Source organism: Agrobacterium sp. (genome assembly GCF_032092815.1).
Classification (GTDB): Bacteria; Pseudomonadota; Alphaproteobacteria; order Rhizobiales; family Rhizobiaceae; genus Agrobacterium.
The window spans coordinates 152,989-167,889 of the sequence record NZ_DAMDBP010000007.1 but is presented as its reverse complement, the minus strand read 5'-3'; the positions used below and the strand labels follow the sequence as shown (position 1 = coordinate 167,889).

Here is a 14,901-nt window from a genome sequence, read left to right as displayed (position 1 = left end):
ACACCACGGGGTCAACCAGCTCCGCCGAACACAACAGCGGGTCGTCAGTTGGCGGGCAGTTCATGCGCGGCAATGCGCTGACACCCATTTCCGCCTCAACCATGCCGGCAACGGCCGAATAATGACCAAACTCCATGACCGTCCTGAACGGCAGGCCAAGCGACTTCAGCGTCTCATCAATGGCATATCGTGTGCCGCTTCCGGCATTCGCGCCAATGAAATCATACTGCAACAGTTCGGACCATGACACGACTTCACGCTCCGCCAGTGGATGATCACGACGGAACACAGCGCGGAAAGGATCGGCAATAATCTTCTTGAAATGCACATCCTTGTCGTCATGCGGAAGAAAACTGGACACGGCAATATCCAGCTTACCCTGATGCACGAGTTCAAAGAGCTGATCCGCACTGCCATCACGCACAGTGACAGCCACATCGGGATGGCTCTCTCGAAATCGCACCAGTGCCTCAGGCAGATATTTGACCGCGGCAGACGCAAGAATGCCGATCTGCAGTGTTTTGTTGGAATCGGCGCGACGACGTGTCAGCTCAATTGCATCGCGCAGCGCTGGCAATAATGGTGCCAGCCGCTCCTGCAATCCAGCACCATCTGCCGTCAGGCGCACACTTCTGGTGCTGCGCGTAAACAATGTGACACCAAGTGAGCTTTCCAACAGCGCAATATTTTGGCTCAGCGCAGGCTGTGACAGCCCCATGCGTTCGGAGGCGACGCGGAAGGAACGGGCCTGCGCGACGGCCATAAATGCTTCCAGATGTCGGATGGGAGGCAAACTCATTATTTGATTTTCCTTATCGATATCTTGGAAATTTCGATTTGTCTTATAGATGTGCACGCCTTAAGTCCTGCGACAAGTCGGCGCAGGGGATCCTCCCACCCCATGCCACTGGAATAAGGAACACACTTATGGATGCTTCAAGCCCACGGCCGATCAGCGTGATCGGCCGGCTTTATTTGTTTTTGCTGGGGCTGATTATCAGCGCAGCAGGACTGTTTTTCGTTACTCTTGGCGGCAAGCTCGCACTGCTTGGTGGCAGCTGGTACTTCGTGCTGGCTGGCGCCGTACTCGTCATCTCGGGCATCGTAACTGCCATGGCACGTCCGCTCGGCGGCATGCTTTTCCTGCTCGTGTGGCTCGCCACATTCCCCTGGTCATTTTTTGACGCAGGGTTTGAATTCTGGCCGCTGATTTCTCGCAATTTTGCACTGTCCGTGGGTGCCGTGGTCGTGCTGTTGAGCATCCCGCTCATGAACAAGGCGAGACAGAGAACCAGATCAACGGCACGCTACTCGGCTGCCGCCGCCATTGTTGCGGCCTTTTGCGCGGTTGGTGTCTGGGGAATGTTCCAGCCACATGGCGTCATCAGCAATGAAACGGCACCGACGGTTGCGGCAGAAACACCACGCACCGCAGACTGGACAAATTACGCGGGTGGCGACAACCACGATCGTTTTTCTCCGGCGGACCAGATCAATCGCGATACCGTGAAAAATCTGACTGTCGCATGGACGGCCAAGACCGGCGATCTGCCTGAAAGCACCGGCGGCGGTGCTGAGGACCAGACCACGCCATTGATGGTCAACAACGCCGTTTACGTTTGCACCCCACATAACAACGTCATTTCTCTTGACCCGGCAACGGGGGAGAAAAAGTGGGAGTTCAAGTCTGGTGTCACCAATGATGATTGGCAGCGTTGCCGTGGCCTTGCCTATTTTGATGCGTCCAAAACCGTGGCCGAACCGACGGCCGAGGGTTCTACCCCAATCATTGAGGCTGCCGTTCCCGCCAACGGGCTTTGCACGCGCCGCGTTCTGATGAACTCGACGAAGGGCCAACTGGTGGCGATTGATGCAGACACGGGCCTCGCCTGCGCTGATTTCGGCACCAATGGTGTTGTCGATTTGAATGTTGGCATGGGACCAGGTGCAGCGACTGGCGATTATTATCCAACATCCGCACCAACACTTGCCGGCACGACAATCGTCGTGGGTGGCCGTGTCGGCGACAACGTGTCGATTGACATGCCTGGTGGTGTGGTGCGCGGCTTTGACGTGATGACCGGTGCATTGCGTTGGGCTTTTGATCCCGGCGATCCCGGCATGAAGCAACTTCCCGAAGGACAGATCTGGACACGTTCAACGCCGAATGTCTGGGCCCCCATGTCATGGGATGCCCTGTCCAACACGGTCTTCATGCCGGTTGGCTCCGCAGCGATCGATCTTTGGGGTGTAAAGCGCCGCCCACTCGACCGCCAATATGGTGCGACCATGCTGGCCGTCGACGCAACGACCGGTCTGGAAAAATGGCGCTACCAGACGGTACATGATGACCTCTGGGACTTCGATGTGCCGATGCAGCCGACATTCATCGAATTCGACGGCCGCCCTGCCATGGTGTTCGGCACAAAAGCCGGGCAGATCTTCGTACTCGATCGCCTGACCGGCAAGCCTTTGACCAAGGTCGAGGAACGTCCCGTTCCGGCAGGCGACATGCCGAATGAGACATATTCTCCCACGCAGCCGATGTCTGTCGGCATGCCGCAGATCGGCGCCGACACGCTGACGGAATCCGACATGTGGGGTGCCACCCCCTTCGATCAGCTCGTATGCCGCGTCAAGTTCAAGTCGATGCGTTACACCGGTCTGTTCACACCGCCGGGCACCGATGCGTCGCTGAACCTGCCTGGTTCGCTGGGTGGTCTCAACTGGGGTGGCGTTTCGTATGACCCGACGAATAACTACGCCTTCTTTAACGACATGCGCCTTGGCCTTGAAGTGCAGCTGGTCCCTTACGACGGAGATGCAAAGGCCAGCAATGGCGACGAGAGCGCACAGGTGACAGCGTCAAGTGTCCAGCCACTGGTTGGCACACCTTATGCCATCACCGCCAAGAACCGTTTCATGTCGCCACTGGGCATTCCTTGCCAGAAGCCACCATTTGGCACGCTGACGGCAGTTGACATGAAAACCCAGAAGATTGCCTGGCAGATCCCCATGGGAACCGTTCAGGACACGGGTCCTCTTGGCATCAAGATGCATGCACCCATTCCGATCGGCATGCCGACGATTGGTGGATCGATGGCGACCAAGGGCGGCCTGGTGTTCTTTGCTGCGACGCAGGACTTCTATCTTCGTGCGATCGACAGTGTCACGGGTGCCGAGGTCTGGAAGGCCCGCCTTCCCGTCGGAAGTCAGGGAACACCGATCAGTTACGTTGCGCAGGATGGCAAACAATATGTCGTCATCTCAACCGGCGGTGGGCGCAATTCGCCTGAACGTGGTGATTACGTCATCGCCTACGCGCTTCCGCAATAATCTGACAACAGTTGAAAGCCCCGGATTTCCGGGGCTTTCTTTTGTACATTTTGCGCAGTCTCAGCACCGAGTTTCTGTCAGCAATGCTCAATCTGCATAGGCGACGTGAAGCTGGCAGGCGACACTCAGCAAGGTAAAATCTGCCGCATCGGCAATATTGCGCCCGGTCAGGGCTTCGATACGCGCCAGCCGCTGGTAAAGCGTATTGGTGTGGATCTCCAATGTTTCCGCCGTCCGCCGCGCCGATTTTCCCTCACGCACATAATGAAACAAGGTCTGGTAAAGAACACGATGTTTCTGGTCGCTGAGGAGTGGATCCAGCACCTGCCGCGTAAAGCGCAAGATATCCTGCCGATCACGTCCGCTCAGCAAAATCTCGATGCCCATGTCCCGATGGGTCAGAAGGCCCGGCCGACCACGCCGCAAGAGACACGCGGCCGCATTTGTCGCCTGGGCATAAGCGGCACTTTGCAGGTCTATCTGTTCGTAGACATCGCTTACCCCCACACATACCCCTACCGTGCTTATTGCCTCCGACAGCACGGCTAGGTTTTTCTCAAGCGCCGAGATGGTTGCGGTGGAGAACAGCATGACGATCTGCTCCCTGTCGTGAAAAACAAGGGCATTCGTCAGTTTGCTGACATTCAGCAGTTCGACTTCGTGTCTGTGCAAAGCCAGTTGCGTTCCAACAAGCGCCCGTTCACCAGGTGGTGTCGCAACAAGGATTTGACTGAAGCGATCCGGCCTGAAGCCAAATTGTGACCGGAGCGCCCCACCCTCGATACCCTCAGCCAAATCCTGAAAATAAGCTTTTTTGCTGGCGTTCAGCGCATTGACGCGGGACATGTCCCGAACAAAATCAAGCGCAACAAACGCTGCCAATGTGCCAAACAAAGCACTGCGAAAACTGGCGTCACCGGACGCATCGAAATGGAAATATCCAACTGGTGCTTCCGCAACCTCAACAACCTGCTGCAGCACCTCACGCTCACTGCTCCAGTTGCTGGAATGATAGTCCATACCAAGCACGTTTTCGAAACGAAACTCGACATTGAACAGCTTGGCGACCATGGCGAGTTGATCATGCAGACCGCCGCTGGTCGAGAATATCCGCAGCAACGTGTCGTGCAGTTGAACGGCACGATCAAGCTCTGCGTTCTTGCGCGCCAGATCGCTACGCATGGCTTCCAACCGGTCAGATGTGGCAAGCGCATTTTTGTAGGCAAGAGAACGCTGGTAGGCGATAGCGACCTGCGCTGCCAGAGATTCCAACACCTCCCGGTCAAATGCCGAAAACGCACCGTCGCGCGAAAAGCAAAGTGTCGTCAAGGTACCAAGTCGTTTTCCCTCGGCCATGACGGGTACACAAAGCAGCGCATTGGAGATTTGCGAGCGCTCCATAAAGGACTGGTTTTCCGGACGCATGACCCGGTGGGCATCAATGATGTTTTGACGGCCATTATGGATTGATGGCCGGCCTGTGGTGAACACTTCACCGGATACGGATTCGTTCGGTTGCAGGCGATAGTCCCGGTAGTCATCCGGCAAGCCGTCATAGGAAACCGGGACAAGATAACCGCTGTCCTCATCAAACAGGCGAAAGACCCCAGCGTCCGAATGCGGCAGAACATGCATGACTTCGCGCAGGACGTTATCGACAATTTCATTGTCGTCCAGCGAATTGATCACCGCAGCATTGACGGATGCCAGCATGCTGACCGTCTTGCTTTGCATCGAGATCACTTCGTCCCGGACGATTTGCAGTATTTCAGCGACAATCAACGCGCTTTCATTGCCAAAAATTTCAAACCGCGTTTGCTTTGCAGTAAAGTGCGAGTGGTCCACAACCAGCAACACACTGCCGCCGGCACGGGTGATGGAGTGGTCGAGCGATTGTGGTGCGTTTTCAATGTCGACATCAAAATCCTGAAGACGGATCAATCCGGATCTCGCCAATTCGCGCAGCCGTGTATGTGATTGCAAATCGATTTTCATGGAGACCTATATGGATGAACACACACAATAATAAACATTCCAATGTGTGTTTCAACATAGCTTTATTTGAAGGGGGTGCCACAAAGAACAAAAGCAAAGTCCAGGGGAACGTCAAAAATGTTTTCAAATATTCAGCGCCGTCACGTCATCATAGGAATGTTGTTCCTGTGCTGGGTTGTCGGCTTTATCGACAAGACCGCCATCAACATCGCGATCATTCCGATCAGCGAAGAATTCGGCCTGAGCTCTGATCATCAGGGCATGATCATCAGCGCGTTTTTCCTCGCCTATTCGATGACGCAGCTGATTGGTGGTTATCTGGTGGACCGTTTCGGCGCGCGGCGTGTTCTCAGCTCCGCGGTGGCCATATGGTCTGTCGGAACGGCAGTGTCTGGTGCGGTGAGCAATGCGGTTGGTCTTGCCGCTGCCCGTGCCGTCACCGGCGCAGGTGAGGCCGTGTTTCCGGCCGGCGGCTCGGTCGCCATCACGGAACACTTCGAAAAATCCCAGATGGCACGCGCCAAGTCGGTGCTGCAGTCCGGTGCATCGGTTGGTTTTGCGGTTGGCTCCATCGTCATTACCGCGCTGATCGCTGCCCACAGCTGGCAGATGATGTTTTTTGTACTCGGCGGCGTCGGCATCTGCATGTCGATCGCGCTTTTCTTCGTGATGAAGCCGACAAGTGACCAGCCCGTTGCCAAGCAGAAGGTTGAAAAGGTTTCCGAGAAGAAACGTATCGGCGCTCTGCTGAAAAACTCGCTGACCTGGAAAATCACGCTCGTCTATTTCTTCACCAATATCGTGTTCTGGGGCCTGCAGTCCTGGCTGCCATCCTATTGGGTGAAGGTGAAGGGCATGAGCATGGTGCAGATGGGCGCCTATTCGATGATCCCGCCGGCACTTGGTTTCATCTCGTTCCTGACCTGCGGCTGGTTGCTCGACCGCTTCTTCCACCAGAAAGAAAAGTATCTCATCTGCATCGGCTCGGCCGTATCGGCGATCTTCATCTACCTGATGGCCAATGAAGAATCCATTCCGCTCGCCTTTGCCTATCTCTCGGTTTCCAACGTCTTCCTGAATGCGATCTCGATCAGCGTGTTCGTCAGCATCATGAAGCACTTCCCGCAGAACACCGTTGGCACCGCGACGGGCCTGATCAACTCGCTCGCTCAGCTCGGTTCCTTTGCATCGCCAATGCTGATCGGCGCTGTGCTGTCGGCAACCAATCAGAATTACGGCATCGCCTTTTCGGTGATCGTCGCCTGCGCGGTTCTGGTGTGCATCATCGCCACCACCTTTCCCGCCGTCCACGGCAAAAAGCCTGTCGACCAGACTGCCTGAAGGAATAGAATGACTTATCTCGACATTATCGAACGGACCGTTGCGTCCCAATCCGACAATCTGAAATCGGTATCCGACGCAATCTGGTCCTTCGCTGAAATCCGCTATGAAGAAACGCGTTCTGCAGCACTTCTGTCCGACGAACTGGAAAAGGCAGGCTTTGACGTCACCCGGAATGCTGGCAACATCGAAACCGCCTTTGTAGCAAGTTACGGCGAAGGCCAGCCGGTTGTCGCGATCCTCGGTGAATTCGATGCGCTGACCGGGCTTAGCCAGAAGAGCGGCGTGACCAGCCACGACCCAATCACTGTTGGTGGCAATGGCCATGGCTGCGGTCACAATCTTCTCGGCACCGGCGCGCTTGCTGCCATCCTCGCACTCAAGGCCTGCAAGGACGAACTGGGCCTGAAAGGCACGATCCGTTATTATGGTTGCCCGGCCGAAGAAGGCGGTGGCGGCAAGGCCTATATGGCGCGCGAAGGCCTGTTCTCGGATGTCGACGTGGCGTTCACCTGGCATCCGTGGGATGAAAATCTCGCCTATAATGCCCGCATGCTGGCCACCAATCAGCTGTATTTCACCTTCCGTGGAACAAGCGCTCACGCCGGTTTTGAACCGCATCTCGGACGCTCCGCGTTGGACGCAGTCGAACTGACCAATGTCGGCTGTAACTATCTGCGCGAACACATCCTTCAGGACGGCCGCATTCACTACGCCATCACCGACACCGGCGGACGCGCACCGAATGTGGTGCAGTCGCAGGCACAGGTTCTGTACAAGGTCCGTGCCCCGCGCATGGATCAGGTTCGCGATATCACCGAACGGGTCACGGACGTGGCACGCGGTGCAGCGCTGATGACCGGAACCCAGCTGGAAGTCACCTTTGATGCGGCGTCGGCCGATCTTGTGCCGAATGTCACGCTAGCGCGGATGATGCATCAGGAGTTCGAAAAAATCGGTGTTGCCGGTTTTTCAAACAGCGAAAAGGATTTTGCCGGAAGCATCCAGAAGACATTTTCGAGTGAAGTTCAGGCAAGAATTGCCAAACGCGGCAAGATCCTGTCCGAGGACCTGAACGCCTTCGAGGAAGTGCCAACATTCCTGCATGGTTCAACCGATGTCGGCGATGTCAGCTGGCTTGTCCCGACCGGTCAGGTCTATGTGGCGACCGAAGCCTATGGCACACCGCCGCACACGTGGCAGATGGTGTCGCAGGGAACCTCGGGTTATGCCCATAAGGGTATGCTGCAGGCGGGCAAGGTGCTTGCCGCATCTGCCGTGCGTGCCCTGACAGACCCGGAATTGATTGCTGTGGCAAAACGCGAACACCTGGAGCAGCTGGGCGGCGAAAGCTACATCCCACTGATCCCGGCAGACGCCACCCCGCAGCGTCTGCGCTGATAAAAACTCAATTTCCTGCGGGCGGTGTTGCCTTCAGGAAATTCGGCCCGATCGCAGTGCTCGACGGAGTGGCTCCTCCGCCGAGCACAGAATTTTACTTTTTGGCGCGTTCAACGATCGCCGCCTCGAGCTGCTTGCGATAAGCAGCAATTCGCGCCGGCATGTTCACCGAGATAATTCCGGTCAGTCCATCTGCATCGGAATATTCGACAATGAACTTCCGGCTTTCGAGACTTCCGGCAGAAACGGTCATCGTATCGGTGGCACGGGGTCTGCCGAGCGATTGAATTTTGTAATTATACTGATCCGACCAGAATGACGGCAGTGGAATATAAGGCTCCCGCGTATCCGCGATGAGCGCAAGTGCTGCCGCCGCGCCCTGTTCAAATGCGTTGGTCCAGTGTTCCATCCGCATGACTTCCCCATCGAAGCCCAGATGCGGCCAGGCTGCAACATCGCCAGCCGCCGCGATACGACCATCACCGTTGACGGCTAGGCAGGCTGAGTCACACAAAAGGCCGTTGTTCAGCACAAGGCCCGATGCCTCCAGCCAGGCCGTCGCGGGGGCGGAGCCGACGCCGATCAGCACCATGTCTGCGGCAAGCACTTCTCCGTCGTCAAGGATGACGGCATTGACCGCATCTTCGCCGCGGAAAGACATGACTTGCCGCTCCATGCGAAACGCCACGCCCTGTTCTTCGTGTATGTCGCGAAAAAGCCTGGCGATATCCTCACCCATCACGCGGTTCATCGGCCATGACAGGCGATCAACGATCGTGACCTCAAGCCCCATCCGTCTCGCGATCGCCGCGACCTCGCAACCGATGAAACCCGCACCCAGAATGACGAGCGACTTGCGGTTCTGAAGGTCCTGCTGCAAGCGTTCGGCATCTTCGAAATTGCGCAGCACGTGGATGCCGCCCAATTGGTGGCCGGGTATTGGCGGTACAACCGGTGAAACGCCGGTGGCGATCAGCAGCTTGTCGTAAGACAGCGTCTGCCCGTCGCGCAATGTCAATTGACGTTCACCAATGTTCAACGCACTTGCCGGCTGCCCAAGATGCCAGGAAACATCGAGGTCCTCGGCAATGGGGAAAAACACGTCATCAAGCGCCTGCTCTCCGGTCAGGATTTTCTTCGACAAGGGCGGTCGATTGTAAGGCAGTTTGGTTTCTGCCCCAACGATGGAAATCTGGCCTTCATAACCGGCCGCTCTCAGAGCCTCGGCTCCGCGGAGCCCCGCCAGCGAGGCCCCGACAATAACGAAGTGTTCGCGCTCCTGCATTTACTCGACCTTGATTGCAAGCTGGGGACAGGCCTTGGCGGCCTTCTGAACGCGAGCGCGGTGCTCCTCTTCCACCTCTTCGCTGTAAATCAGATCATCATCCTCGAAGCGAAATTCCTGAGGTGCGATGAATACGCATTGGCCGTGAAATTCACACAGGCTCATGTCGACTTTGACTTTGACCATGTCCGGACTCCTTATCCTCAGACGTCGAATTCGATGTAAAAGCTCTTGAACCCGCGCACCCCGAAAATGGGGCTACGGACGACCGGCTTGTCTTTGGCAAGACGGATGTTTTTCAGGCGATTCAGGAGAGCGGTAACGGCAATGACAGCTTCGCGACGCGCAATCGTCTGACCGACACAGGCATGTCGTCCGCGGCCAAATGTCAGATGAAGCGTCTCAGTATTGTCACGGTCCAGATCGAATGCATCACCGTTTTCGTAGAAACGTTCATCACGGTTGGCTGAGCCAAAATTGAGCATCAGCTTCTGACCTGCCGGAATGACGACATCGCCAAAACGCTCTTCATGGAGCGTTATGCGATACATGGCCTGCAAGGGTGCCTCATGGCGCAGGCATTCTTCGACGAAGTTCATGATCTTGCTGTTGTCGGCACGCAATGCGTCCTCCAAACCTGATGTCGTCGCGATCTGGTAAACTGCATTGCCAAGCAGGCTGATCGTGCTTTCATTGCCACCCACCAGGATCTGCGAGCAGATATTGACGATTTCTGCGTCGTTGAGCGGTTCGGCACCGTCCACACCATTGATCAGACGCGACAGAAAATCTGTGCGGTCCGTACCGCGGCGCTCGGCCACGCGGTCAAGGATGAAATTCTCGAAAGCCAGCGTGTCGCGGGCCGCTTCGATCACCACGTCCTCGGAAACAAGCCCGCTCAGGGCGGCAAAGAAATTGTCGGACCAGGCTTTCAGCGTTCCGATCATCTCTTCCGGGGCGTCAAAGATCAACGCGACGAGCGACATGGGCAGCGGAATGGCGATGCTGCTGACGACCTCACAGGTGCCGGTTTCGATAAAACCGTCAATGAACGTGTTGACGCGTCGCTCGATCGTTGGGCCGAATTCACGCAACATCTTGGCTGGCGACAGAGCATTTTGCAGCGCCTTGCGATGTTTTTGATGCTGGTCACCATCGGCAAGGATCAGGGTGCGTTGACGCGGCAAAGCGCGGGAATTGGACAGAATATCAAGTGCAGCCGGACATTTCCTGTACGCATTGGCACTTGATAGCGCTTCCTTCGACGTGAAGCGTTCGGCATTGCTCAGCACGTAGTCGCAATCTTCATAGCGGCTTAGCACCCAAATATTCTGGTCTTCCATATATTTGACCGGCGCGTCCTGCCGAAGAGCGCGATAGGCATGGTAAGGACAAGCACGCACAGGTGGGTCCAGGAGAGAAATTTCGGTCACGGCGGCCCCTTTTATTGATGTTGTTTCGATGTTCCGTTTTACCGACCGACCAGTCGGTCTTCATTAATAAGCACGCAGAACCAGACAACTGTCAATCCCGGCTTTCGCAATAAAACCTCAGGGGCAAAAACTTTTGCCTTGATTTTAATACATCGTGTATTTAATAAACGAATGACACATGCAGAAATCAAAAACGCGGGATCAGATCATGGATACTTGGATTGTCGGCTGCGACGTCGGCGGCACCTTCACCGATTTCTGTGCGCGGGAACTGTCGAGCGGACGGACCGTCATTCACAAGCGGCCCTCCACACCGGAAGATCCCTCGCGCGCCGTGCTGAACGGCCTGAAGGAATTAACCGAAATTCACGACATCAACCCGTCGAGAATATCCCGCTTTGCCCATGGCACGACGGTGGCAACCAACGCGCTGCTGCAGCGCAAGGGCGCGAATGTCGCTGTCATCACTACACGCGGGTTCCGTGATCTTCTGGAGATCGGTCGCCAGGCGCGGCCGCTCATCTATGATCTGCAGGCCGACGCGCCAGCACCCCTAGCAGAGCGTCAATACAGGTTCGAAATCGACGAACGCATTGGCCCGTCCGGTGAGATTGTACGGCCGCTCTCGGATGCTGCAATCGAAGCCGTTATAGAGGAAATCCGTTCCAGGCCGGAAATCGCAGCCGTGTCGGTCTGCCTGATCTTCGCGTTCCTGAACCCCAGCCATGAACAACGCATCGCCGAGGCGTTTCGTATCGCGCTGCCACATGTCTTCGTTTCCGTCTCGTCAGACGTTCAGCCGGAATTTCGCGAATATGAGCGGTTTTCAACGACGCTGATCAATGCCTTCCTGCAGCCTGAGGTCAGCAGCTACATGGCCCGGCTTGAAAGCGAAGTGAAGACTGTCGCGCCTGAGGCCGAGTTTGGCATCTTCCAGTCCAGCGGCGGCCTGATGTCGGTGCAGCGAGCTGGCCTGCTGCCCGTGCGAACAGCACTGTCTGGACCTGCCGCCGGCGCGGTCGGTGCTGCCGGTTCAGGTGCAGATTCCGGCATAGGCGACGTCATCACGCTCGACATTGGCGGAACCAGTACAGATGTCTGCCTTATCCGCGATGGAAAAACCGCACTTGCCAGCACCCGCGACATCTCAGGCTTTAGAATCCGGCTGCCGATGGTGGATATTCACACGGTTGGCGCAGGCGGCGGATCGATTGCCCGTATCGGCGCAGATGGCCTGATGAAGGTTGGGCCAGAAAGCGCTGGCGCCGTTCCCGGCCCTGCCTGCTACCAGAAGGGCGGCACGCTACCGACCGTTTCGGACGCCAACGTGCTTCTCGGTCGCTTGCCCACCAAACTTGCTGGCGGCGGTCTGAAGATTGATCGCAATCTCGCAGTGGAAGCCATTCGCCCGATCGCCGACAGCCTTGGTGTATCGTTGGAAGAGACAGCGCTTGGTATCATCGGCATTGCCACTGCCAACATGACCCGTGCCATCCGCGTGGTCTCGATCGAACGCGGTTATGATCCGCGCCTGTTCACCCTGATGCCTTTTGGTGGCGCAGGCGGATTGCATGCGGCCGACGTGGCAAAATCGCTGGGCATGACACGTATTATCGTACCGCGTGCACCGGGCATTCTTTGTGCCGAAGGCCTGATCCTTGCCGATCTGCAGGAAGATTTCGTTGCCAACTGCCGCACCGTCGTTGAAGGCGACATGCCGATCCTGCGCAACGAACTGACAGACCTCGCCGGAAAAGCAAAACAATGGTTGGCGACAGAAGCTGAGGGTTCGTCCTCACAGCGTTTGATGTTGAGCTTCGATATGCGTTATCTCGGCCAGAACTACGAATTGTCGGTGGAAGTCTCCAACAGCGCCGAGCTGCCGGACTGCCCGAGCGCTGCAACGCTGCGGGACGCATTTCTTGCAGAATATACCCGCAATTATGGCCATTGCGATCCGGATGCTGTCATTGAAACGGTCAACATTCGCCTGCGGGCAACAGCACAACTGGTGCAGGGTGCCGTCGACAAGCAGGCCGCAGGTGCCGATCTCACGCCTTTCGAAACCGTCGACGTGTGGTTTGAGAGTAGCGGTCCGGTCGCCACCCCACTTTACGAAAGATCCGGCCTGCCGGTTGGCGCACGTATCGCCGGCCCGGCAATTATCACCCAGCTCGACAGCACCACGGTGGTGCCCCCAGGTGCCGAAATCTGGATGGACGAAGCCCTCAACATGATCATGGAGATTGAAAATGGCCAAGGCGAAGATTAATCCCATCAGCCTCGAGATCGCCTGGAACGGTCTGAAATCCATTGCGGACGAGTGCTTCATCACCATCATGCGCAGCGCCTTCTCCAGCAATGTGAAGGAGCGCCACGACCACTCGACGGCCATAGCCGATCGTGAAGGCCGGTTGGTTGTTCAGGCGGAAATGTCCCTGCCCGTGCATCTGGCCTCCATGGGCGGCATGTTGCGCGAACTGATCTCCCGCTTCGGCGATGATATCGGCCCGGGTGACATTTTTATTGCCAATGACCCGCATGTTGCAGGCGGCACCCATTTGCCCGACATCAACATGGCCTCGCCCGTGTTCGAGGGCGACCAGCTTGTCGGTTTCATCGCCAACATCATTCACCACGCCGATGTCGGTGGTGCCGCTATCGGCTCGATGTCGGGCGGCCTCGATGAGATATACAAGGAAGGTCTGCGTATTCCGGTGATGCGGCTTTATCGCCGGGGCCGCTGCGACGAAGACCTTTTGAAACTCCTTCTGCTCAACATGCGTCTTCCCGACGAAAGACGCGGCGATCTGAATGCACAAATCGCTGCCTGCCGCTTGGGCGAAGCGCGATTGCACGATCTCCTGCGTACCCATGGTGCGGAAAAAATGGCGGTGATCTTCGATGAGATCATCAGCCGTACGGAAATTCGGATGCGTAAGGCAATTTCGCAACTGCCGGATGGCACCTACCGTTTCAGCGACATGATGGACGACGATGGCGCCGGCACGGAAGATGTTCGTATCGTATTGGCTGTGACCAAATCGGGCGAGAATATTGTCTTCGATTTTACCGGCACGGACCCGCAGGTGAAGGGCAACTTCAACCTGACCTATAATGCCACGCAGTCGGCGATCTGCTATTCCCTGAAAGCCCTACTGGATGCAGAAGTGCCAACAAACCAGGGTATTTTTGACGCCATCGAGATCATCGCTCCGTCAGGCAGCTTCGTGAATTGCGTTGCGCCAGCTGCCGTCGCCATGCGCGCCAATTCCTGCCAGCGCGTCGTTGACTGCGTTCTTGGCGCGCTTGCGCCTGTCATCCCGCAACAGGTGATCGCCGCTGCAAACGGCGCCAACACCTCTGCGGTGTTTACCGGGATCGATCCGGCCAATGGACGAATGTACGTCTATCTCGAAACGCTCGGTGGCGGCATGGGCGCGCGTTATGGCAAGGACGGCAAAGATGGCGTTCAGGTCCATATCACCAACACATCTAACCTTCCGGTCGAGGCCATCGAACTGGAATATCCGCTGCGCGTCGAGGAATATTCGCTGATCACCGACACCGGCGGAGCCGGTCGGCAACGCGGTGGCATGGGTATCCGGCGTGTCATTCGCCCCATCGGCCACACCTGCGAATTCAATGGCGTCGGCGAGCGTTTTCGCCACCGACCCTGGGGTTTGTTTGGCGGCGAGGACGGTGCATCGGGCCGCTTCTACATCTCGGCCGAAGATGGCGGCCAGCTTGCGCTGGACTCGAAAGCAACCCGCATCGCACTGCCGGAGACCTCTTGCGCGGTTATCGAAACACCGGGTGCTGGCGGGTACGGAAAACCCTCTGAACGTTCCAGGGACGATATCACTGCGGATCTGGATGCCGGAAAGATTAGTGCGGAGCATGTCGCGAAATATTATCCGGACTGGTCCAAGGACGTTTCACCCGACGTGATTGCGGCGAAAACGACCGCCCTGGCATCGTGACACGGCTGGGGGCCATCGGCCCCCTTTCCTGAAGACGATTTTGCAGAGATCAACGCTATGGTCCTCGGCGCTTGCGCGCCGACGACCACACTTGCCGGTTTCAGCTCCGGCCACGCGCCCAAAATGC

The 14,901-nt window shown here is 56.8% G+C and carries 10 protein-coding genes; 5 read left to right on the top strand and 5 right to left on the bottom strand.

What is annotated here, in order from left to right:
- Positions 1-799: LysR family transcriptional regulator (locus tag RT613_RS06160; RefSeq protein WP_313613797.1), on the bottom strand; the 799-nt coding region annotated here is incomplete at its 3' end.
- A gap of 128 nt (positions 800-927) precedes the next feature.
- Here RT613_RS06160 and RT613_RS06155 point away from each other — a divergent pair.
- Positions 928-3,336, top strand: a complete 2,409-nt coding sequence (locus RT613_RS06155) for a membrane-bound PQQ-dependent dehydrogenase, glucose/quinate/shikimate family (RefSeq protein ID WP_313613795.1) — start codon at positions 928-930, stop codon at positions 3,334-3,336.
- Between the two features lie 87 nt (positions 3,337-3,423).
- Here the strand turns inward: RT613_RS06155 and RT613_RS06150 are convergent, their stop codons facing one another.
- Positions 3,424-5,277, bottom strand: coding sequence for a GAF domain-containing protein (locus RT613_RS06150; RefSeq protein WP_313613793.1), 1,854 nt, complete (start codon positions 5,275-5,277; stop codon positions 3,424-3,426).
- A gap of 171 nt (positions 5,278-5,448) precedes the next feature.
- Between RT613_RS06150 and RT613_RS06145 the strand changes: the two genes are divergently transcribed.
- Together RT613_RS06145 and RT613_RS06140 are read left to right on the top strand one after the other, a co-directional pair.
- On the top strand, positions 5,449-6,672 hold the full coding sequence (locus RT613_RS06145; RefSeq protein ID WP_313613791.1) for an MFS transporter: 1,224 nt from the start codon (positions 5,449-5,451) through the stop codon (positions 6,670-6,672).
- Positions 6,673-6,681: 9 nt separating this feature from the next.
- Positions 6,682-8,073: an amidohydrolase gene (locus RT613_RS06140; protein ID WP_313613790.1), complete on the top strand. Its 1,392-nt coding sequence runs from the start codon at positions 6,682-6,684 to the stop codon at positions 8,071-8,073.
- Positions 8,074-8,167: 94 nt separating this feature from the next.
- Here RT613_RS06140 and RT613_RS06135 read toward each other — a convergent pair whose 3' ends face one another.
- The 3 genes from RT613_RS06135 to RT613_RS06125 are packed head-to-tail and all read right to left on the bottom strand — an operon-like array spanning position 8,168 to position 10,791.
- Positions 8,168-9,358 carry an FAD-dependent oxidoreductase gene (locus RT613_RS06135; RefSeq protein WP_313613788.1) on the bottom strand — a complete coding sequence of 397 codons (1,191 nt, stop codon included), beginning with the start codon at positions 9,356-9,358 and terminating at the stop codon, positions 8,168-8,170.
- Positions 9,359-9,544: a ferredoxin gene (locus RT613_RS06130; RefSeq protein WP_313613787.1), complete on the bottom strand. Its 186-nt coding sequence runs from the start codon at positions 9,542-9,544 to the stop codon at positions 9,359-9,361.
- Between the two features lie 17 nt (positions 9,545-9,561).
- On the bottom strand, positions 9,562-10,791 hold the full coding sequence (locus RT613_RS06125; protein WP_313613785.1) for a cytochrome P450: 1,230 nt from the start codon (positions 10,789-10,791) through the stop codon (positions 9,562-9,564).
- Positions 10,792-10,999: 208 nt separating this feature from the next.
- Between RT613_RS06125 and RT613_RS06120 the strand changes: the two genes are divergently transcribed.
- Positions 11,000-13,063, top strand: a complete 2,064-nt coding sequence (locus RT613_RS06120; RefSeq protein WP_313613784.1) for a hydantoinase/oxoprolinase family protein — start codon at positions 11,000-11,002, stop codon at positions 13,061-13,063.
- Positions 13,044-14,774, top strand: a complete 1,731-nt coding sequence (locus tag RT613_RS06115) for a hydantoinase B/oxoprolinase family protein (protein ID WP_313613782.1) — start codon at positions 13,044-13,046, stop codon at positions 14,772-14,774. Before RT613_RS06120 ends, RT613_RS06115 begins: the two co-directional genes overlap by 20 nt.
- Positions 14,775-14,901: the final 127 nt, after the last annotated feature.